General features: G+C 35.4%; 23 protein-coding genes and 1 pseudogene. 11 read left to right on the top strand and 13 right to left on the bottom strand.

Annotated features, from left to right (window positions below):
* The first annotated feature begins 75 nt into the window (after positions 1 to 75).
* Positions 76 to 711: pseudogene (locus HRT72_02150) on the top strand (class I SAM-dependent methyltransferase).
* Here the strand turns inward: HRT72_02150 and HRT72_02145 are convergent.
* From HRT72_02145 to HRT72_02125, 5 genes are all read right to left on the bottom strand, one after another.
* On the bottom strand, positions 708 to 1607 hold the full coding sequence (locus HRT72_02145; GenBank protein ID NQY66512.1) for a sterol desaturase family protein: 900 nt from the start codon (positions 1605 to 1607) through the stop codon (positions 708 to 710). The pseudogene HRT72_02150 and the gene HRT72_02145 overlap by 4 nt on opposite strands.
* On the bottom strand, positions 1604 to 2122 hold the full coding sequence (locus HRT72_02140) for a rhodanese-like domain-containing protein (GenBank protein ID NQY66511.1): 519 nt from the start codon (positions 2120 to 2122) through the stop codon (positions 1604 to 1606). Before HRT72_02140 ends, HRT72_02145 begins: the two co-directional genes overlap by 4 nt.
* 10 nt (positions 2123 to 2132) lie before the next feature.
* A complete protein-coding gene (locus HRT72_02135; protein NQY66510.1) occupies positions 2133 to 3008 on the bottom strand; it encodes a C40 family peptidase in 876 nt (291 codons plus the stop codon).
* 173 nt (positions 3009 to 3181) lie between these two features.
* Positions 3182 to 3649 carry a hypothetical protein gene (locus HRT72_02130; GenBank protein NQY66509.1) on the bottom strand — a complete coding sequence of 156 codons (468 nt, stop codon included), beginning with the start codon at positions 3647 to 3649 and terminating at the stop codon, positions 3182 to 3184.
* A gap of 25 nt (positions 3650 to 3674) precedes the next feature.
* Positions 3675 to 4028, bottom strand: a complete 354-nt coding sequence (locus HRT72_02125; GenBank protein ID NQY66508.1) for a hypothetical protein — start codon at positions 4026 to 4028, stop codon at positions 3675 to 3677.
* Between the two features lie 88 nt (positions 4029 to 4116).
* Here HRT72_02125 and HRT72_02120 point away from each other — a divergent pair, with 88 nt between their 5' ends.
* From HRT72_02120 to HRT72_02090, 7 genes are all read left to right on the top strand, one after another.
* On the top strand, positions 4117 to 4635 hold the full coding sequence (locus tag HRT72_02120; protein ID NQY66507.1) for an Hpt domain-containing protein: 519 nt from the start codon (positions 4117 to 4119) through the stop codon (positions 4633 to 4635).
* A 45-nt stretch (positions 4636 to 4680) separates the two neighbouring features.
* Entirely contained in the window at positions 4681 to 4863 is a 183-nt protein-coding gene (locus tag HRT72_02115) for a hypothetical protein (protein NQY66506.1), read from the top strand.
* Positions 4864 to 4879: 16 nt separating this feature from the next.
* Complete coding sequence (locus HRT72_02110; GenBank protein NQY66505.1) at positions 4880 to 5092, top strand: hypothetical protein; 213 nt, start codon at positions 4880 to 4882, stop codon at positions 5090 to 5092.
* Between the two features lie 23 nt (positions 5093 to 5115).
* Complete coding sequence (locus HRT72_02105; GenBank protein ID NQY66504.1) at positions 5116 to 5427, top strand: response regulator; 312 nt, start codon at positions 5116 to 5118, stop codon at positions 5425 to 5427.
* 141 nt (positions 5428 to 5568) lie between these two features.
* The gene (locus HRT72_02100) at positions 5569 to 7437 is read left to right on the top strand and encodes a radical SAM protein (protein NQY66503.1); all 1869 of its coding nucleotides are present in this window, start codon (positions 5569 to 5571) and stop codon (positions 7435 to 7437) included.
* Positions 7438 to 7458: 21 nt separating this feature from the next.
* A complete protein-coding gene (locus HRT72_02095) occupies positions 7459 to 9243 on the top strand; it encodes a DNA mismatch repair protein (protein ID NQY66502.1) in 1785 nt (594 codons plus the stop codon).
* A gap of 10 nt (positions 9244 to 9253) precedes the next feature.
* Positions 9254 to 10468, top strand: a complete 1215-nt coding sequence (locus tag HRT72_02090; protein ID NQY66501.1) for an NAD(P)/FAD-dependent oxidoreductase — start codon at positions 9254 to 9256, stop codon at positions 10466 to 10468.
* Here HRT72_02090 and HRT72_02085 read toward each other — a convergent pair.
* The 4 genes from HRT72_02085 to HRT72_02070 all read right to left on the bottom strand — a co-directional run bounded on the left by HRT72_02085 (position 10465) and on the right by HRT72_02070 (position 14717).
* Complete coding sequence (locus HRT72_02085) at positions 10465 to 11649, bottom strand: T9SS type A sorting domain-containing protein (protein ID NQY66500.1); 1185 nt, start codon at positions 11647 to 11649, stop codon at positions 10465 to 10467. The genes HRT72_02090 and HRT72_02085 overlap by 4 nt on opposite strands.
* Before the next feature lie 65 nt (positions 11650 to 11714).
* The gene (locus HRT72_02080; protein ID NQY66499.1) at positions 11715 to 13070 is read right to left on the bottom strand and encodes an STN domain-containing protein; all 1356 of its coding nucleotides are present in this window, start codon (positions 13068 to 13070) and stop codon (positions 11715 to 11717) included.
* A gap of 27 nt (positions 13071 to 13097) precedes the next feature.
* The gene (locus HRT72_02075; GenBank protein ID NQY66498.1) at positions 13098 to 14093 is read right to left on the bottom strand and encodes a FecR domain-containing protein; all 996 of its coding nucleotides are present in this window, start codon (positions 14091 to 14093) and stop codon (positions 13098 to 13100) included.
* 54 nt (positions 14094 to 14147) lie between these two features.
* Positions 14148 to 14717 (bottom strand): sigma-70 family RNA polymerase sigma factor, encoded by a 570-nt coding sequence (locus tag HRT72_02070; protein NQY66497.1) that lies wholly within the window; start codon positions 14715 to 14717, stop codon positions 14148 to 14150.
* A gap of 549 nt (positions 14718 to 15266) precedes the next feature.
* On the opposite strand from HRT72_02070, the gene HRT72_02065 reads away from it, so the two are divergent.
* Together HRT72_02065 and lysA are read left to right on the top strand one after the other, a co-directional pair.
* Positions 15267 to 15581: a hypothetical protein gene (locus tag HRT72_02065; protein ID NQY66496.1), complete on the top strand. Its 315-nt coding sequence runs from the start codon at positions 15267 to 15269 to the stop codon at positions 15579 to 15581.
* 154 nt (positions 15582 to 15735) lie between these two features.
* Positions 15736 to 16950: a diaminopimelate decarboxylase gene (lysA, locus tag HRT72_02060; GenBank protein NQY66495.1), complete on the top strand. Its 1215-nt coding sequence runs from the start codon at positions 15736 to 15738 to the stop codon at positions 16948 to 16950.
* A 1-nt stretch (position 16951) separates the two neighbouring features.
* On the opposite strand, the gene HRT72_02055 is transcribed toward lysA, so the two are convergent.
* A complete protein-coding gene (locus HRT72_02055) occupies positions 16952 to 17350 on the bottom strand; it encodes a response regulator (protein ID NQY66494.1) in 399 nt (132 codons plus the stop codon).
* A 267-nt stretch (positions 17351 to 17617) separates the two neighbouring features.
* Positions 17618 to 18445 (bottom strand): SOS response-associated peptidase, encoded by an 828-nt coding sequence (locus tag HRT72_02050; GenBank protein ID NQY66493.1) that lies wholly within the window; start codon positions 18443 to 18445, stop codon positions 17618 to 17620.
* A gap of 90 nt (positions 18446 to 18535) precedes the next feature.
* On the opposite strand from HRT72_02050, the gene HRT72_02045 reads away from it, so the two are divergent.
* Positions 18536 to 19300: a LexA family transcriptional regulator gene (locus HRT72_02045; protein NQY66492.1), complete on the top strand. Its 765-nt coding sequence runs from the start codon at positions 18536 to 18538 to the stop codon at positions 19298 to 19300.
* On the opposite strand, the gene HRT72_02040 is transcribed toward HRT72_02045, so the two are convergent.
* Entirely contained in the window at positions 19297 to 20208 is a 912-nt protein-coding gene (locus HRT72_02040; protein ID NQY66491.1) for a bile acid:sodium symporter family protein, read from the bottom strand. The genes HRT72_02045 and HRT72_02040 overlap by 4 nt on opposite strands.
* A partial coding sequence (locus HRT72_02035) for a sodium:solute symporter (GenBank protein ID NQY66490.1) occupies positions 20198 to 21191 on the bottom strand: 994 nt, incomplete at its 5' end. The genes HRT72_02035 and HRT72_02040, both read right to left, overlap by 11 nt.

Genomic DNA, 21191 nt, shown 5'->3' with positions numbered 1-21191 from the left:
ATTGCGTCTGCCATGCTAGGGGTGTTCGTATATAGCTTACTTAAATCGAGATTGCCTCATTAATAAAATTAGATCATGGAAAAACTCAACAGAAAAGATCACTGGGAAAACATTTACAGCACCAAAGGAATACAGGAAGTAAGCTGGTATCAAAACAAACCAGAGCTATCTCTTAAGTTTATAAATGACTCAAATCTCCCGAAGGATACAACGATTATTAACGTCGGAGGAGGCGATAGTTTCTTCGTTGACAATCTATTAGAGCAGGGGTATTCGAATATTACTGTTCTCAATATTTCTTCAGAAGCATTAGACAAAGCGAAAAAAAGACTTGGTTAGAAGGCCGATCAAATTACTTGGATTGTTGAAGACGCCGCTAAATTTAAACCCACTGTTCATTATGATATCTGGCACAATAGAGCCGCATTTCACTTCCTCCTAAAAGAGGCCGACATTACCGCTTATACAAGTACTCTTAAGAGCAACGTGTCATCAGATGGCTATGTAATAATGGGAAGGTTCTCCGAAACTGGTCTATTAAAATGTAGTGGAATAGAAATCAAACAATACTCTGAAAGCTCCTTATCTGAAACAATTTGGAAAAATCTTGAATAGATTGAATGTATAACAGAGGATCATAATACTCCTTTCGATACCAAGCAAAACTTTACTTTTTGCTGTTTTAGAAACAACCTAATTAATATATCCTAAGGACTTTTAGTTCGCCTTTTACTGCGAACAGGATAAATTACTTGATCAGTGAAGTTCTCAGGAAACTCATCATCCCCATCAAAACCTAATTCAACATCACCCGATTCTTCGGGAATGTAATCGGTCTTGAAAATGTAATCCCAAAGACTTAATGTTAAGCCGAAATTAACCCCGTATCTATTCGGTACTTTTTTCGCATGATGATACAAATGCATAGTTGGGTTATTAAAAATATACTTCAAAGGACCATAATTTAATTTGATGTTCGCATGATTTAAGTGGCCTATCAAAAGCATAAACATATGAACCACAAAGAAATCGTCTAATCCAAAACCTATTATTGCCAGAGGAATATACTGCAATGTTCTGTATACGATTGTTTCCATCCAGTGGAATCTAAGATGCGCCGCAAACCCCATTTCCTTTACGGAATGGTGCAACTTATGGAACTCCCATAAGAAAGGAACCCGGTGTAACAAACGGTGAATCCACCACCCACTAAAATCTGCAACCAAGAGCAATACTAATAACTGACTCCAAGTAGGCAACGTTTCAATGTGTAGTGCTACAATATTTTCAATACCAAAGGCTGCCAAAAAATCATTAAATAATTGCACTCCTATATTCCCAATCGCATTAAAAGCAATTAGCGAAAATAGAAACACATTAAAAAACATGTAGAATCCATCGAGCCAGAAATCACGACGAATAGCCTTTTGTTTTTTCCGCCAAGGAGAAACCAATTCGAGAACCCAAATAGAAACAGAAATCAGAATTAAGCCATAAAACCAATTCTCAATCCAAGGCTTATAAGTAAAATCCCAAAACACTTCGCTTAGTAGATAGTCCCAGTATTCTGAAAAGGAAGAAACGAATATTTCAGAATACTTATTCATTCGTACACCTTAATACCTTTATCTAACCACACTCCCCATTTCTCATTATAAACGTGAACTCTATCCGTAACTCCGTCCTCATCGACTAGTTCATAATCTCTGTTTTTCCATTCGAAAATACCACCATACATATTCGAGACATCTCCAAACCCTTCATCTCCTAATCTCTCTGCAACTTTTTCACTTCTTAAACCCACACTACAATACACTACAATCTTAGAATCTACCGTAAGTCCTTTCAGTTTCCTGCTACTATATGTATCGTATCCTACCCAGATGGCATCTTTAACATGACTCACTTTATATTCTCTTTTGGATCTCGCATCTAAGTAAACAACATTGGTTAAGGAGTCAAGATCCCCTACTCCTATTTCCGTAACACTATGCGCAAGTAGTTTTTGAAGTACTTGGTTGTACGCCGAATTCCCGACTAAGTCTTGCCCGTACACGTGTGCAATAGACGTACTTAAAATGAAAAGTTGAAACAGAATAATGTGTGTTCGAAACGACGCCATTCTAAATTTTTTAATTCATTCTCTTGATAAAAAGAATCCTCTTCTCCCAATAGTTATCGAAACCAACTTCACCTTGCTTTTCAATCCCTACTCCTGTTTTAGGACAATGAATCATGCTTAACACACCATTGTCGTTGGCGTAAATTATTCCAACATGATTTACTTTACTATCATTCGTTCCAAAGAATATTAGATCACCTGGCTTGCAATTCTTACGAGAGATTCTTGTTCCCACGGTAGATTGCATAGAAGACGTTCGTGGCAACATGATACCAGACAAACCAAATACATTACTTGTAAACCCAGAACAATCCATTCCGCTTTTTGTATTGCCTCCATATTGGTATCTAGTGCCAATCAAGTTTTCCGCATCTCTAATTAATTTACCTTTTTCACTTGCCGTTTGTTTTTCGTCTACGGAAGGATTAGCTAGTTTGGCAAGAATATCGTTATGAAGAGATAACGTTTCGTTAAAAAGGCCAGTATACTTTTCCGAATATTTTAACGCCTTTTTATACTTAGCTTTTTCATTTAGCTCCTGAACGATAACAGCTAAAGACGATTTAATTCCGGCTATTAAAACTGGCTGTATCTCAAAATCCACCTTTGATTTCCCATTAAACTTATCGAGATAAACCGTGGCTCTTTTCAAGTCTGAAAACCGGCTACTTTCCACGTACAAAGCGTGATATGAAATAGCCAAATAGTAATTTGTTAATGTTCGATTATCTCTAACACGTGAAAGTTCTTTCCCCTTTTGGATGCATAATTCAACATCGATATCGTACAACCTTTTCAAGGTTTCCTCAGGTTCTAACTTGTCTTTCGCCTGTATTTGAAGACCCAAAAAGGCAATTAAGAAAAGGGTGTAAATTATTCTTTTCAAGTAAATGGCTTTGAATATTTAGCAAATAGAAAATTCATCTTTGCTAAAGTATATAAAGAGATTAGGCCGAATTAGAGTACCGAAGGCTATTCATTAACAACTGTATGTTGTTAATACTAAACATTACTCAAACAGTGTTTGGCTCAACTGCTTCCTTAATTAGAATTAGTATTTCAATCTAACCATCCAAACAATAATTTCATCAAACCCGTTTTAGGTGGCCTTAATTTCGGTCGCTTATTAATCTCAACCATCTCATCACGAAACATATCTAACCTGATAAACTTATTAGAATTCTCTACCATGTATGAAACAATACTCTCTAATTCATGATAGCTAAACTGTAATTCACTTCCGATTTCTTTACCCAATGCAATTCCTCCTTCACTTATTTGCATATCCATCTTCATCATAGTAAGTACGCGCCAGAAATACTCAATTCTACCTTCTGCCGATTTAGGTACTACAACGGAAACAGCTGATAAGTTTTGTTTTAGAGTAGCAACCAAGCCTCCGTCAACCTTCATTTCATCCGACAATATGGAAATATTCATTTGGGCAGGGTGACTTACCTCTCCACTCACTTGAGCCATTTTAATTAAGGAAACTATTAGAGAAGTTTTAGCGTCAATTTTCAACATAGTCAGTAATCACGTTTCGACGAATTTAACTACTCCAAGTGTTACAACCTATAATAATGAAAAAAGTAAAAAAGATAATTCTATTTACATTTCGATCGATCAAATGAACTATTTCTACAGATGGTTTTATTGTAAAGCACGTTTTTACTTCCATACTTAAGTGTTCTTCAGAAAGAGGCACAGCAAAAATATCAGCTTCCGATTGACCGTCGCATCTTTTAACATGACCAACACTCAAGTTCACTGAATTAGCACAATCCATGCATCCGCATTGTGTAACTTCACAGCTAGCATGATTTTCCCAATGGGATTTAAAATCACCACACTGGCAAAAAATTAGTTTGGGTCCATTAACTACTTCAACTGATAAGTTTCTCATTTAATCACGTAATTTTTTGTAACCACTTCCAATACGAGTTTCTAAATCAGCACTGTAACATTCACTATTAGCAATCGTAATAGTATCCATGTTAACAACAGACATAAACGCGAAATTTGAACAAGAAACCCCCTTTCCTGAAATTAACGACCCCGATGGCATTTTAAATTGGGACTCTCTAATCGAAATTGAGAAATTAACTAATTATAGAATTTCAGAACTTCAATTGATGGCGAATCTTGCAATTAGTAATATTGAAGAATATGTAGATCTAATTGAGCAAACTTTTAAGAGCGACGAGATAGATATTTGCAAAAAGCATGTGCATAAGCTTAAAGGAGTGAGTGCCGCATTTGGCGCAAAAAAACTCTCCGAACATGCCATTTTATTAGAAAGTGCTCTTAATACAGAAGAGTCTAAAGAAGAGATTATTAAAAAAATATACGAAGCAACAAGAGTTTGTGGCAACACCGTTAGTATGCTAAAAGAAAGGTATTTTTCTCCTGCTCAATCAACACAAGCATCACCTACACAAGCATCACCTACACAAACATCCTCTTCAAAACCTACTATCTTTAAAAGGCTAACTAGTCTGTTTAATTCCTAAAAGCCAAACCTAAGTGACATTCTTACGTAGACAGAACCCATGTCTATGGTGCGCGAAATACTTATTGTTGAAGACAATGAAACAACTAATTTCCTTAATAGGAGGCTAACCGACAAGCTTGAAATAACAGATAAGTTGACTATTCGAAAAGATGGAAAACTAGCACTTAGTTACCTAGCCTCATTAAAAAAACAATGGTTCACCTCATCCAGAACTCATCCTTCTTGATCTACAAATGCCGGTAATGGGTGGTATTGAATTTCTAGAACAATTCCGCTTGATTGTTAACAAAGGTAAATCACCTCCCCACATTGTAGTAATATCCACATCTGCTTTAGATGCAGACATAAAGAGGACTAGACAACTAGGGATTTCTCTTTATCTAAATAAACTAATTAATCAGAAAAAAATATTGCAGGCCGTAGACCTTATTGAATCTAATACGCCTGTGAACTAGACAATACATTAGCTAAACATTGATTGAATAAAAATAATTGCAATGTAGATATGGTCTTTGACGATTCATTGGTATTAGAGAAAACAATAAATAAAGAATATGATTTAATAATACTCGACTTATTAATGCCGGTATTAGGGGGCGTTGAAACAATCGAACTAATAAAAAAACAATTCAAATCGCCTCCAAAAATCATAGCACTTACGGCACCCGAATGGAATCACGATAAAAAAGAGTTAAAGAAAAAAGGTTTCTTAGATGTATATCGAAAACCATTAACGAGCCAGCTATGCGAAAACATTGTATCAAAATGGCTAGATCAAACTATGTTTTAAGCATTCTAAAATCAGAATACCCTTAAGTTCTTACTTCTGGATTGATAAATAAAGTAAATCGAGTTACTTGTATCCAAGGATTTCTAATCTTTGTAGAATCAAGCTAATAACTTATACTTATTTAAGGCAAGAAAAAAGTCTATGAATACCAATGTATTACTTCTTACACCGCCTTTCACACAGCTTAATACTCCATACCCCGCTACGGCATATCTAAAAGGATTTCTTAACACTAAGGGTGTTTCTTGCTTTCAAGTTGATTTAGGGATTGAAGTAACTCTTGAACTATTCTCTAAGACAACTCTTCAATCTATATTTGGTAGCGTTGAAAAAAATGCTCTGAATTTCACAGAAAATATTCAATATATATTATCCAAGAAAGAAGAGTACCTCAATCATATTGATGCCGTTATTGAGTTTCTACAAGGAAATAAGGACGCGTATATAGAAGTAATATTCTATAAAAATGATTTACCAAGAGCATCGCGTTTTAACCACCTGGATGAAAATGACTGGGCCTTTACTTCTATGGAAACTGAAAACCAGGCAAAGCATCTCGCAACTTTATTTCTAGAAGATCTCTCCGATTTTATAGTAGAATGTATTGACGAAGACTTTGGTTTTAGTCGTTATGCAGAGAAATTAGGTATGAGCGCAAACTCATTTGACACACTTCATACGCGCTTAATAGAACCTCCGACGTTCATTGATGACATAGCGACCAATCGGTTACATGCAATACTAGAGCAATCTAACCCGCAGCTTGTTTGCTTCTCTGTCCCCTTCCCTGGAAACCTTTATAGCGCGTTTCGATGTGCTGAATATATAAAAAGAAACTTCCCGGAAATTCAAATTGCAATGGGAGGTGGTTTCCCAAATACAGAACTGAGATCGTTAACAGAACCGAGAGTCTTCGATTACTTTGATTTCATCACACTCGACGATGGAGAGCTACCAATTGAACTTATAATAAACCAATTGAATAAAGAAAAACTTGGTGATGAGCCTACACTATGCAGAACATATGTGCGCATCAATAACGAAGTAACCTATATAAACAATTGCAATGAGCCCAACTATTCACAAAAGGCTGTCGGCACGCCAGATTATTCCGATTTACTCTTAGACAAATACATCTCTGTAATTGAGATTACTAATCCAATGCATAGTCTATGGAGCAATGGCAGATGGAATAAACTTACTATGGCTCATGGCTGCTACTGGGGAAAGTGCACGTTCTGTGATATATCCTTGGATTACATTAAAAGCTACGAGCCCGTTGCGGCTAAATTACTTGCAGATAGAGTTGAGGAGATTATTAAACAGACTGGAGAAAACGGGTTTCATTTTGTGGATGAAGCGGCCCCACCAGCATTAATGAAGGCTTTTGCTTTAGAGATAATTAATAGGAAAATAGAAATAGAATGGTGGACCAATATTCGTTTTGAGAAAAGCTTTACCGTTGAATTATGCTCTCTTCTAGCTGACTCTGGCTGTATTGCCGTTTCTGGCGGATTAGAAATAGCATCCGACAGACTTTTAAAACTTATCGATAAAGGAACTACCGTAAGTCAGGTTGCTATTGTAACACGAAATTTTAGCGATTTCAATATTATGGTACACGCCTATCTTATGTATGGCTACCCTTCTCAGACAGTTCAAGAAACTGTGGATAGCCTTGAAATGGTAAGACAACTTTTCGAGGCTGGAACTATTCAATCAGGATTTTGGCATCAATTCGCTCTTACCGCTCACAGTCCAATTGGTAAAAACCCTTCTAAATATGGTATCAAGCCAATACTAAACGAAATTACCTTTGCGAATAACGACATCGAATTTGAGGATGAAACCGAAATAGAGCATTCTTTATTTAGTGACGGATTGAAAAAATCACTTTACAACTTCATGCACGATTCAGGGTTCGAATTTCAACTGCAAGAATGGTTCGATTTTGAGATACCAAAAACAACAGTAAAAAGTAACTTTATAGAATCTTCTTTAATAGACTAACAATTCCACACAACCAATTAATTGAGCAGTATTTTAACCTATTACGAATCCAAAAAGACAACTCACCAAGAGAAGTATACGGAGCTAAACTCTAAATTTAATCTTCTAGGTACTCTTCGTCTAATAGTTTTTGGTTGCTTATGTGTAAGCACGTATTTATTTTTCCAGAACTATTTCTTTATCTATATAGCTATTGGTGGAGTTGTATTTACACTTTTTCTATATCTGTTATATCAGCTCGAAAAGCTTTCAAGAAAGAAGAAAATTCAATCCGCTCTAATCAAAATTAATGAGGATGAAATTAATTTTATTCAAAGTAAGATAATGCCTTGGGATGATGGTTCTGAATTCATCAGCCCCAGTAATCCTTATACTTACGATCTTGATTTTTTCGGACCTCATTCCTTATTCCAAGCGATTAATAGAACCACTTTACATACAGGTAAGCAGACCTTAGCATCTCATATAAGCTCTCCACTAGAAGGCGATAAAATACTTGAAAATCAAAAAGCAATTTCAGAGCTTGCCGAACAAATTGAATTTCGTCAAGAAATTCAAGCACTTGGAAAAATCACTAACGACAGCGAAAATTCTTATCACTTTTTAAAAAATTGGATTGATTCAGAGGAAAGTAACTTACCAAGCTGGTTAACCATTTATTCTTATCTAGCTCCCGCTATTCTCGTAATGTTTGGTGTAATATACTTCATAACCGGTAACGCTACTTTTAGTTCATTTATGGGGTATCTATTTATTGCCAACATTCTGGTTTCAACTTTAATAATGAAACCGATAAAAAAACAGATGAACACAAGTGGGAAAGTTGGCGCCTTATTAAAAGGATACAGTGTAATCATTAAAGCCATCGAATCTCGAAAATTCGAATCAGCTAAGCTTCAACGAATGATCTTAACTTTTAATAACGACGATATTTACGCAAGCACTCATGTTAAAAAATTAGCTTCATTATTTACACAATTAGACTCTATCTTAAATCTCCTAATTTCTATTTTAACCAACGGTATTGCGCTTTACCACGTTCATGTTTACAAGAGTTTATTGAAATGGAAATTACAACATTCGGAAAACATAAATTCGTGGTTGCTCGCGCTTGGAGAATTCGAAGCGTTTAATAGCCTGGCGGGGTTCGCATATAACAACCCCGATTTTTCATATCCAGAAATAAATAACAAAAACAAACTTCAGTTCAAAGATCTTGGCCACCCGCTAATTCAAAAGAGTTCAAGAATTGTTAATGATATAGATTTTAGCAAAGAACATTTTATTTTACTCACTGGGTCGAATATGTCGGGCAAAAGCACTTTCCTCCGAAGCCTTGGGATTAATGTAATACTTGCAGGAATTGGTGCCCCTATATGCGCCACAGAAGCTACTGTACCTCCAATTAAAGTATGGGTTTCTATGCGTTTATCTGATTCTTTAGAAGACAATGAATCCTATTTTTATGCTGAAGTTAAACGGCTAAAAAGTATTATTGAGAATGCTGAGAAAGAAAATACATTCGTATTGTTAGATGAGATTTTTAAGGGAACTAATTCAGACGACAAGCGAATGGGAACAGTAGAAGTAATAAAAAAACTAATCTCTAAAAATGTAATTGGCGCGATAGCTACCCATGACTTGGAGGTCTGCGACACCACAAAAGAATACCCCGAAAAGCTCATCAATAAATGCTTTGAAGTTGAAATAATAAACGACGATCTACATTTCGATTATAAGCTTCGTAATGGTGTTTGCAAGAATAAAAGCGCCACTTTCCTAATGAAAAAGATGAACGTTATTTAATTAAGCTTTTATGAAAGTAGCTATAATTGGGGGCGGTGCCGCAGGGTTTTTTTCCGCTATTTCGGTTAAACTAAACTTCCCCAATGCACATGTTACCATCTACGAGAAGTCGCCCAATACACTGTCGAAAGTAAAAGTATCTGGAGGAGGCAGGTGTAATGTCACCAACGCCAGTAAGTCAATTTCTGATTTATCTAGCGGTTATCCCAGAGGAAGTAAACTCCTAAAGAAGCTATTTCACGTTTTTAACAACCAGCATATAATTGAATGGTTCGAAACTAGAGGAGTTGAATTAAAAACAGAGAACGAAGGAAAAGTATTTCCTGTATCTAATAACTCACAGTCTATCGTTGATTGTTTAATGAAGGAAATTGAAACCAATCAGATCAAATTGATTTGTAGTGCCTCTATTGTCAGTATAGAAGAATCTTCTAATAAAATTAAATTAACCATAAACACACCCGCTAGTGAAACTCTTCTTTTCGATAATGTTATCGTTGCTTCAGGTGGATCTCCTAAAGCTTCAGGGTTAGATTGGTTATCTAAAATTGGACACAAAATCGAAACACCAGTCCCCTCTCTTTTCACTTTTAACATCCCTAATAACAGCATTTCCGAACTTATGGGACTGTCGGTTAATAACGCATTGATTAATGTAGAAGGCACTAAATTAAAATCCAATGGCCCCTTATTAATAACGCATTGGGGATTAAGTGGACCAGCTATTCTCAAACTATCTGCTCTTGGAGCAAGAGTACTTAGCGAAATGAAGTATTCCTTTAATGTTAGAGTGAATTGGACGGGTGAATCAAATCACGACCATTTACTCAATTCCTTAAAAAACATCATAAAAGAGAATCCTAAAAAATTAGTTATTAATAGTCGACCGTTCTCCTTACCCGAAAGACTATGGTCTCATCTTCTAGTTAAATGCGACATCGATCCACGTAAAATGTGGAGCGAAATTGGAAAAAAGCCTTTAAACAAACTCGCCAACACTCTGTCGAACGATCTATTTGAGGTAAAAGGGAAAACTACCTTCAAGGAAGAATTTGTAACATGCGGAGGGATCTCATTAGATTCTATTGATATTCAAACATTAGAAAGTAAAGCTTTAAAGAACTTATATTTTGCAGGTGAGATACTAGATATCGATGGAATTACTGGGGGGTATAATTTTCAAGCTGCATGGACAACAGGATATATTGCAGGAAAACTTTCCTAATCAATCAATACAACCTTTCGGTATAACATACCCTTCGGAGTTGTTATGGCAACAAAGTATATACCACTTGTTTGATTTTCTAATTGAAAAGAAGACTTTTCTGTAGACAATAACTTTGTACCACTCGTCGAATACACTTCAATCTTACTAATAGCATTCTCAGAATACACGTTAAAAATTTCTTGAGAAGGATTAGGATAAATATCAATTGAGTCATCTCTCCCCATCACATCCTTATAACCCAAAATATGTAATACATCTATATCTACACCGCCAATACTGTAGTCAAGTTCAAATATCTCCGCATCTTGAAAATCTCTAGATTGAAAGTAATAGGTTGGCGAAAATTCTGCAGCACTTGTCCCTGTAACTGTAGCCAATACTATTAAACTATCGTTGCATAAGTTTTCAAATATAAATCCCCCAGTCACATCTAAATTAATACTAGAAACAATATTACTATCAACATCTAGAAGTTCCACATAGCCTGAATTTAATGGAGAACCATCAACAGCTACCGATCCTTCTATAAAGTTTTTGCAAATCGAGATGCAATTGGCCGTATCAATACAGCCCTGCTCTGTAAGCTCGCGAGCAAATACGCCAGAAGTAATTGGTAAGAATGATTGTTCAACTTCACTATCTACGGCCAGCATATTATTCTCGCAATCTAACCAACGATAGTTCCCGGAAGTAAAATTCCCATCCAGCTTATTATTCGATAATATTACCGCATTTTCTAATTGGGATATAAAGAATGTTACACAATCAAAATCCCCTCCACACTCCGTCCTAAACGTATATGTTCCTAATCCATAACCATTTGCCCCAATATCGAGAAGGTAGCTCGCTCCAGCTATAGTATTAGTACCTAATTCTCCAGCTAATGCAATACCATGCAAGTACCATTGGTAATCGCACCCACCTAAATTAGGAATAGCCTCGAGTTTAAAATCGCCACATCCCCTAATAGAAGTACCTGCAGAAATACTTTCTACACCATCACCTTCTACTCCAATAGTTGAATTGCTACTTGTAGTACAAACACAATCAGAATCGTTTAAATCGGTAGTAAAATCACCATCATCATCTGTTCCATTATCACAGATTTCTTGTGCAATAGAGCTACCAACTACTAATGTAGAAATGAAAAATAAGAAAAAGAGTTTTATGAATTTCAACGTAAATAACTTGATCGGATATATGCTTAATACACTTTCAACACTTCAAGTTACTAATTATACGATTATTTATTAAAGAGATATCGAATACCAACACCTAAAGTTAAAAAGTTGGTTTTTTTAATTGGATAGTGGTCTTCATTAAAAATTGAAGTAATGCCTTTTCTGAACCGAGAATGCACTCCCCAAGTAAAACTTTTGGTAAATGCATATGTAACAGACAGCCCACCATGAACTGAAAATAAGAATTCAGAAACAGACGATTCGGCCACAACTATTTCTGTTCCTGCAGAATCCAATACAAACCCATCACTCTTTCGAAGATAGGATGATATAAACCCAGACGATAAAACAAGTTTAAACCTGTTCAAATTATCCAGTTCATAACTAATATCGAAGGGAAACTCAATATATGTGAAAGTGCTTCTGCTACTACTATTATCTGCTGCATACGCCTCTACTGTAGAAGGAACTGATCCATAGTAATACGAATAAACTGTGTCATAGACAGCAGAAGACGAATTAGATGAGGGTACAAGTTTATAATAGCTGCCTATTGTATCTGTAACTAAAGTGTCGTACGAAGCATCTACAGAAAACTGTGCTTGCTGATTATTATAAAACTTTAAATATTGAATGCCAACACCAACAGACCAACGTTTTTTATGGTATTTAATATCCCCATTAAACGAACTCTCGAACTGAATATTCTGGGCATGAAGTACTCCACCAACCGATATTGTATCGTCTAGAAACATAGCATTCATGCTTTTGGTTCCTGCTCCAATCGAAATGTATTTTTGTTTTAATGGTTTCACTAAGGGAACACTGTCTAAAACAACGGCTCTGTCTTTTACCAGAATGTCTATCTCCTCTACATCCATTACAACTTGTTCAACGATAATTGTATCCGCCCCCACATTCGGCTTTACCTTAATACTCTCACTATTATTAGAATCCAAAATAACCAGATCCTCAATTTTATCTTTTCCTTTTACATCATTTAACACCTTCTCAATCACGTGCTTTTCCGTGACCTTAATATCCTCTTCTATTAAAGGATTATAGGTTTTAACAACCTCTGGAGAAAACGGGTTTTTGTATACACTTTCTACACCCCTCTTCTTATAGATAACCAAGTAACCATTAAACTCTTTGTATTCGATGTTATACTCTAAGAATAGAATACTTAAAACATCTTTCAACCGCATATTAGTTGCTTGAATAGTTGTCTTTTCTTCAACTGGAATTAACGCACTATTCAATGTGAAATTAATCCCTGAAAGCTCAGAAATTGTAAAGATTACCTCGATCAAAGGTTTATCTTTTACTTGTAAACTGATTTTTTTATCTAGTAAATTTTGAGAAAAAACGGTGTATGAGGCTAGTATCAGAATCAATACCAGATATACCTTTGGCATTTTTATATTAGTTACACCGAACTTCTTTTAGCAGCCTTCTCCTGAAAGTAACACTTTGTTCTCAGACTTTTCAACGTCCAAACCAAGAGTAATTTCAAGCAATTCTAATATTTCTGATAATTCAACATTATCCAGACTTCCACTAAATAGACAGTTCTTAATTGAATTACTATTAATTTTAATCTTCGAGTGCATCTCTCTATTAAGCACGAAAGCTACCTCTTCAAGTGTTGAATTTACGAATTTTAATTTACCGTTATACCAGTATAGGAAGTTCAAATTCTCATTTGTACTTATTTCCGCTTTGGAATTATCATGAGATAAAGTCCCCTTCATCCCAGCTGTAATTCCCTCCATCTTATCGTTATCATCATTTCTGTATAACGCAACAGATCCTTCTATTACAGTTACAACAACAGAGTCAAGATCACGAGCATTCACATTGAACTTTGTTCCCAATACTTTTACACTTATGTCCCCAACCTGAACAATAAATGGTCTCTCCGGATCAGACTCAATTTCAAAATAACCTTCACCTTGTAAGTTCACAATTCTTTCATTCGAAGCAAATGCTTTTGGATAAGAAATTTTAGAATTCTTACTCAATTTAAGCGTACTCATATCTGAAAATACTTTTTCAGAATTCTCATTCGAAGTAGCATCGGCAACTATCTCTACATCTGCGGTTCTATTAAAAGCATACCAAGTACCGCAAGAAATCAGAAACAAAGCAGCGATTTTGAAAATCATATTCAACCCAGAGTACGATGCCCCTATTGGAATTATTTTACCGTCATCTTCTTTCTTCTTTAAAAATGCTTGATAATCAGCCTCAACATCTAATTGCTTATGAAACTCACCAAGCTGATCACTTAAATCATTGACTTTAGAAATATTTACGAAATATTCGTTCTTCTCTATATCGTTATTCAAAATCGCCTCTAGTGTTTTCATCTCCACTGGGGATGCATCACCTGAGATTACCTTCTGAATTAACTCTTTATATTCTTCTGCCCTTTCCACTATTTCCTTTTATACTACTAGTACACTACCAAAATCAATTTATCCCAATTAATTTTAAAATAATTCAACAAAAAAAATCATCGCTAGAGTTAAGTAGTTTTTCAATACCTCTGCCATCTTTTCCATAATGACACCCATATTATAATGAACCTTCTTCTCATTAATATTAAGCTTTTCAGCCACTTCCTTAGTAGAATAACCTCCAAACTTCCTTAATCTAAATATCTCACTACGCTCCTCCGATTCACCATCTAATACTTTATTCACAACAGCTAATAATTCTGATTTAGCAAAATAATCTGGAGTCTGTGGACCATCCTTGCTATCTTCATATAAGGCCTCTCTATCGGAAGCTTTACCTGTAGATCTCAAGTAATTGAGTGAATTATTCTTTACAGCTTTAATCAAATAGGCTTTAATACTTTGATCGGTTTTAATCGATTCACGGCTTTTCCACATTTTGAATATAGTGGATTGAGATACATCCTTCGCAGCATCAAAATCACGAAGTATTGTCATTGCGAACTTACACATAAATGGATAATAGTTACGATACACGTATTCAAACGCCTCGTCCTTGCCGTCTTTTAAATATTTGCCTATATTTTCATCGTTAATTTCCACAATCGCATGCTAAATTAATTATACTCAGCGAATTTGCTAATCAATATTATTATAGGATCAGGAGAATTTAGTAAAAATACAATTTGCATTTTATGACTTTTTATGCATAATACTGCACTATTACGCACTTAATTAACGCTAATTTACATTTAATGCCTATAATATCACAAACTAGAAACACAACTCATTAGTTAGGACTGAAAAAGAAAAAATTTATTGAACACAATTAATCTTCAAACAACCAACCTTACAGATGAGCTCTCAAATTGGTCTTATTTCGAAACGACACTAATTAATCGACGCTATTTTTAAAGCATTATGTAATATTCAAATAAATTAAGTATTTCCACGTAGTCATCATATTGATATTCATAAATATCCAATACCCACACAACTGGCTACCACAGCCACTCACAGTAATTAATCCGTATTTCTTTGTCGCTCATCGAATATCTGAACATTTAAAATACCATTCCCGTAAGATGCCAATATAAAACAAACGGTGTTAAAACATCTTAACAAAACAATGAACCAATAATTTCTCAAATCATGAATTACAATTTAATCGTAGCCGGAGTATGTGCAGTAGGACTAATAGGATTTACTCCTATTTATGCAGGGAATAACAGTAGCTCCAATGAAGGAATAACACACAAAGGAACAATAGTAAGTGTTAAAAATGCATATCAAATTAAAGATGCAATTTATACATGGAAAGCTGTGACCTATAATAACAATCCTGTCTTTACAAATCATCATATAGACAACAAAGAAAGCAAGCCAATAACTACCGCAAAAGAAATACGCGTAACTACAACGAAAAACAAGAGTATTATTGGATTAGTAACGAGTATCATTAAATAGACAGGGCTCACCTTTTACATCTCAACTTCTTAATAAGGACATCTTTGCTGGTTTCATAATCGACAAAGAATACCTCCGTAATTACTAGATCAACTTATAATTTTAAGTTCAACGGTTACTTTTCTTACCTTTGCTGCCCTAAAATTTTTACAAAATGAACTCTGAAATACTTTTACAAGCTGCAGGTGAATTTGATTCACCTTTATATGTGTATGATGCTGAACAAATAATCAGCAACTATAAAAATTTCGAAAACGCGTTTAACGTTAAGAGCTTGGAGATACACTATGCTTGTAAGGCGCTGAGCAATCCATCGGTTTTAAAGCTATTTAAAGAATTAGGTGCTGGGCTTGATTGTGTTTCAATTAATGAAGTTAAACTTGGCCTAAGTGCTGGTTTTGAACCAAATGACATATTATTCACGCCAAATAATATCTCTATAGCTGAATATGAAGAGGCAATCACACTAGGAGTTAGGCTAAATGTAGATAACCTTACAATGTTAGAATACATGGGCATTAACCACCCAAGCATCCCTGTATGCGTTCGAATTAATCCTCACATTATGGCTGGAGGAAATCAAAATATTTCGGTTGGACATATTGATTCTAAATTCGGAATCTCTATTCATCAAATGCCTTTAGCAAAAAGGTTAGTGGCTAAACTCAACATCAACGTTATTGGTATCCATGTTCATACGGGGTCAGATATTTTAGATTCTAATGTATTTGTTCAGACAGCAGATATCATTTATGATATTGTTGAGCAGTTTGATACAGTTAAATTTATTGACTTTGGAAGTGGATTTAAAGTTAAATACCACCCAAACGATCTTCATACAGACATAGAGGCTTTTGGGAAAAAATTCAGCAAATCGTTTAATGAGTTTTGTGAACGAACAGGTAAAGATTACACCTTACAATTCGAACCAGGAAAATATATGACCAGTGAGTCTGGTTACTTTTTAGCCAAAGTGAATTTAGTTAAACAAACTACGGCTTGTGTATTTGTTGGTATAGATACTGGCTTCAATCACTTGATTCGTCCGATGTTCTATGACGCCTACCATGACATTGAAAATATTTCGAATCCAAACGGAGATAAAAACATTTACAATGTAGTTGGCTATATCTGTGAATCAGATACGTTCGCAACCGATCGTATGCTTAACGAGGTTAGAAAAGATGATATCCTTGCGTTCAAAAACGCAGGTGCATATTGCTTTACGATGGCTTCTAACTACAATTCAAGATTCAGACCTGCAGAAGTATTGCTTCATAAAGGAAAACTTCACCTTATCCGAGAAAGGGAAACAATGGAAGACTTGACTAAAAATCTAGTTGATGTAGATGTTTCGAGATGGTTTTAATCTAAGCGATAGCTTTAAAAGCTGACTCAACCTTGTATTGATCTAATATTTTATTTAAGTACAGGTTGGCTCCTAGCTTTTCAGCTCTGTCAACATCTATATCTAATGGAGAAGTAGACAAAACTATTACAGTCGTTTTCTTTTGGATTTTACACTCCATTTTATTGAATTCGTGTAAAAACTCAAACCCATCCATTACAGGCATCTTCAAGTCTAAGAAGATCAATTTAGGACATGGCTTTTGATTGTTTTGCAAGTCGTTTAAATAATCAATTGCCTTTTGTCCGTTGGTTTGGATAGTGATTTTACTCGCAACTTTCATTTTATTCAACAGACGAAGATTCAGATAATTTGTTGTTTCATTATCTTCTATCAATAATATTTCGTCTAATTTCTCCATACTCGGAACTGAATATTTCTTATTAATAACTGAGTCTACACAGGCCTACAGCACATTAGGTAAATGTAATTTTTTATTTAATATACCAAGTAGGCAGTTTACCTATTCCTCACTACATAATTTCAATAATATCAGTTGTAAAGAGCAGCCAATCCACTTGACCATATCTACTCTACATACTCAATATATTTATTTTTAAATTCCGCCTTTTCCTCATTTAGGCATCACAGATTGTGACACCCAAATACTCTCTCTAATATTATTCTATCAAAACAACGTACCCTGTTGTCCTTCGCTATTCTTTCTTTCTCTTGCTTTAGTTTCGCCCATCCCCTTTAACTTAATCTCATCGTACACTTCGTACACATACTCTTTATTAACACGTTGCCCTATGGGTTGCAATAAATCAACCCCATTAGCACTCGGCGATTTTATTTCTTTGGAGATTGGATATGCATTCATCAATTCGCCAGGATAAGGCTGTAGCAAATTCAATACTTCATCGAACGGTGCGTCTTTTGTAAGCCATAGCTTCTCGTCTTCGGGAGACAAAATTACCGGAGAACGCTGGTGACCTATCTTCTTCGTAACACTATTAGAAACTGTAGTAATTATAGCAAACGATTTTACAACCTCTCCTATAGATGTACTTACCCATTCATCCCAAATACCGGCGAATGCAAATGGTCGCGTTCCATCCTTTAAATAAACCAAGTAAGGCCTATTCAGTTTTTCCTTATCTGACCCTTCTACAAAACAATCCGACACAACCAAACATCTCCTCGACCGAATAGACTTTCGAAACATTGGCTTTCGAGCAATGCCCATCTTACCCGTAAACCGATCATCATTCTCTCTATTAAAATCACCTTCCGATCGCGCGTTAATTACATACGATTGTTTTTTACTCCAATCTGGCGTAAAGCCAAATTGAAACAACTGCAATTCATCTGGGTTGGCATCTGTAATAACTGGCGCCATATTACCCAACGACACATTTACATTTAGATTAAACTTAAATTCAGGAGAAGCAACAACTTCAAACCTTTTTTCGATGGCTTTTACTTTTGTTACGATAGCATATCTTCCACACATACAGACTAGTTGTATTAAGTTTTGTTCTTCAAAATTATTTCATAAATTTAACTACATTTTCAAACATTAATTACTTATTTTTGTAGCATTATGAATTACTTATCAAAAAACATCGGTTACCTAAGGAAAGAAAAAGGCTTAACACAAGAGCAGTTTGCGGATGAATTAAAGATTACCCGATCGCGGGTTGGATCTTACGAGGAAGGAAGATCAGAACCATCCGTGATAACACTCCTTGAACTATCTCAGTTTTTCAATCTACCTATTGACGCGATAATCCAAAACGATCTCACAAAGTCGAACAACAGCTCCTTCATCGACATTGGCAATCACAGAGTACTGTTCCCTATTCTCGTAGATGACAATAACGACAACATTATCGAAGTAGTTCCTTTGGCCGCATCTGCTGGTTATTTAAAAGGATATTCCGATCCTGAATACATTACCCAACTCGATAAAATAAAGCTCCCTTTCGTTACGAATGGGAAGCATCGTGCATTTCTTATTAACGGAGATTCGATGCTGCCACTNAAAAGCGGATCTTATGTAATTGGTAGATATGTAGAAAACCTAAACGAAATTAAAGACGGNAAAACATACGTTATGATTACTCTTAACGATGGTATTGTATACAAAAGGGTTTACGATCAGACCAAAAAAAATCAAACACTTTTACTCAGTTCCGACAACAATACTTATAGCCCTTACGAAATACCAGTTAACGATGTAATGGAGCTGTGGGAGTTTAATTGCAGCATTCAAAATGAGGAACACGACCCCGACAATTTGAAAATAAATAGAATGCTAAAGATTATTCAAGACTTACAAGAGGAAGTAGCAACGTTGCAGAATTAGCGTTTACCTCGCCAGAATGCCGCAGCAATACTACCAATTAAGCTATGCGTAAGACTAGACATTGCAGATGGAATTGCAGTTAATGGGTTAATAAAGTTCTCACGTGCAAGAACAACACCTAGTCCAGAATTCTGCATTCCGACCTCTATAGATATAGTTCTTGCAACTAGCTTATCCTTAAGTATCCATCTAGACAATGTGTACCCAATCACAAACCCTATAAAGTGCAAACAAATTACAGCAAGAAGTAAATTAAACCCAGAACTAAGAATTTGTTCCTTTTGTGAACCTATTACACTCGCAACGATCATCGCAATTAATACTACTGCTACTAGCGGAGATATTTTCCCGAGGCTTTTTGCTGACTTAGGTAGATAAGTATTTATTAAGACACCAAGTAATACAGGAACAAAAACAACCTTCAAAGTGCTATAAAAAAGCCCTAAGGCATCCACATCCACCCGACTCCCAACGAGCACACCAGTTAATAGAGGAGTTAACAAAATAGCCGCAGAGGTAGAAAAAGCAGTCATACAAACTGAAAGTGCCACATTTGCTTTTGCCAAAAACGCAACAACATTCGATGCCGTACCACCAGGGCAACACGCTACCAGTACCAAACCAACTGCATACTCATTTGGCAAATTAAAAAGATACCCAAGCGCATAGCCCACAAGCGGCATTACACTAAACTGTAACAACAAACCCAGACCTACCCATTTAGGAAACTGTATTACTTGTTTAAAATCATTAATAGAAATAGTAATACCCATTCCAAGCATTATAAAACCTAATCCATAGGTAATAAAAGGACCATTAAACCAGGTAATTAACGAAGGTTCTATTAATGAAATAGCACATGCAATAATAACCCACAAAGGGAAAAGTGCTGTGAGTTTAGCCAGCATCTACCGACGATTTATTTTTCGAGATAAGATACAATCCCATAAAAGTTAAAGCTCCATTCACAAGAAGTATTTCAAAACCAAATTGATATCCAAATAAGAAATATTCAGAAAACTCATTGAGGAAATAGCATATAATTGGTGATACGATACAAACTATTGGCACAAGCTTATCTTTAACAATTCGACTGGAGAAGATCCCAAAACTAAATAGTCCTAACAAAGGACCGTATGTATACCCTGCCATTTTAAACAACTTCCAAACAACGCTGTCGTCGTTCATGTAGTTAAAACCTATTATTACGAGCATTAGAATTACAGAGAACATCGCATGAACCAAATACCTTTTCTTATTCGATATTTCATCCTCATTGCCTTGAACGAGAAAATCTTTACAAAACGAAGTTGTTAAGGAAGTGAGTGCTGAATCTGCACTTGAATATGCAGCAGCAATTAATCCCAGTAAAAATATTACCGCACCTGCCATGCCCAAATTACTTTTTGCAATTAAAGGGTATAGTAAGTCCCTTTTATCCGGAAGATCCAGTCCTTCTCTACCAGCATACACATATAATAGTGCACCAAGCATCAAAAACAATAAATTCACAAATAAGAGGACAATACTAAACCATAAAATATTCTTTTGTGCTTCCCCAATATTCTTACAACTCATATTCTTTTGCATCATATCTTGGTCTAATCCAGTCATTGTAATGGCTATAAACATCCCACTTAATAAGTGTTTAGGGAAAAAATTACTAGCCCTCCAATCTTCAAAGAAAAATATTTGAGAATACTCGCTAGAAAGAGCAGTACCAAAAAGAGAAAACACGCTACTATCCATTTCTGTAGCCAGTATATAGAAAGTAACTCCTACAGCCAATAGCATAAACAACGTTTGCAGAGTGTCTGTATAAATAATCGTTTTCATTCCACCTTTAAAAGTATAGAGCCATATCAGCATTACAGATAGGATAACGGTAATC

The sequence above is a fragment of the Flavobacteriales bacterium genome (genome assembly GCA_013214975.1).
GTDB lineage: Bacteria > Bacteroidota > Bacteroidia > DT-38 > DT-38 > DT-38.
This window is presented reverse-complemented; position numbering and strand designations above follow the sequence as displayed.

Bases quoted from the DNA above. Each gene is read 5' to 3' on its own strand.
- HRT72_02125 (NQY66508.1), bottom strand. From the start codon at position 4,028: ATGAGAAACTTATCAGTTGAAGTAGTTAATGGACCCAAACTAATTTTT.
- HRT72_02120 (NQY66507.1), top strand. From the start codon at position 4,117: ATGTTAACAACAGACATAAACGCGAAATTTGAACAAGAAACCCCCTTT.
- HRT72_02050 (NQY66493.1), bottom strand. From the start codon at position 18,445: ATGTGTGGAAGATATGCTATCGTAACAAAAGTAAAAGCCATCGAAAAA.
- HRT72_02080 (NQY66499.1), bottom strand. From the start codon at position 13,070: ATGCCAAAGGTATATCTGGTATTGATTCTGATACTAGCCTCATACACC.
- lysA (NQY66495.1), top strand. From the start codon at position 15,736: ATGAACTCTGAAATACTTTTACAAGCTGCAGGTGAATTTGATTCACCT.
- HRT72_02090 (NQY66501.1), top strand. From the start codon at position 9,254: ATGAAAGTAGCTATAATTGGGGGCGGTGCCGCAGGGTTTTTTTCCGCT.
- HRT72_02130 (NQY66509.1), bottom strand. From the start codon at position 3,649: ATGTTGAAAATTGACGCTAAAACTTCTCTAATAGTTTCCTTAATTAAA.
- HRT72_02110 (NQY66505.1), top strand. From the start codon at position 4,880: ATGGGTGGTATTGAATTTCTAGAACAATTCCGCTTGATTGTTAACAAA.
- HRT72_02065 (NQY66496.1), top strand. From the start codon at position 15,267: ATGAATTACAATTTAATCGTAGCCGGAGTATGTGCAGTAGGACTAATA.
- HRT72_02055 (NQY66494.1), bottom strand. From the start codon at position 17,350: ATGGAGAAATTAGACGAAATATTATTGATAGAAGATAATGAAACAACA.
- HRT72_02100 (NQY66503.1), top strand. From the start codon at position 5,569: ATGAATACCAATGTATTACTTCTTACACCGCCTTTCACACAGCTTAAT.
- HRT72_02115 (NQY66506.1), top strand. From the start codon at position 4,681: ATGGTGCGCGAAATACTTATTGTTGAAGACAATGAAACAACTAATTTC.
- HRT72_02040 (NQY66491.1), bottom strand. From the start codon at position 20,208: ATGCTGGCTAAACTCACAGCACTTTTCCCTTTGTGGGTTATTATTGCA.
- HRT72_02145 (NQY66512.1), bottom strand. From the start codon at position 1,607: ATGAATAAGTATTCTGAAATATTCGTTTCTTCCTTTTCAGAATACTGG.
- HRT72_02140 (NQY66511.1), bottom strand. From the start codon at position 2,122: ATGGCGTCGTTTCGAACACACATTATTCTGTTTCAACTTTTCATTTTA.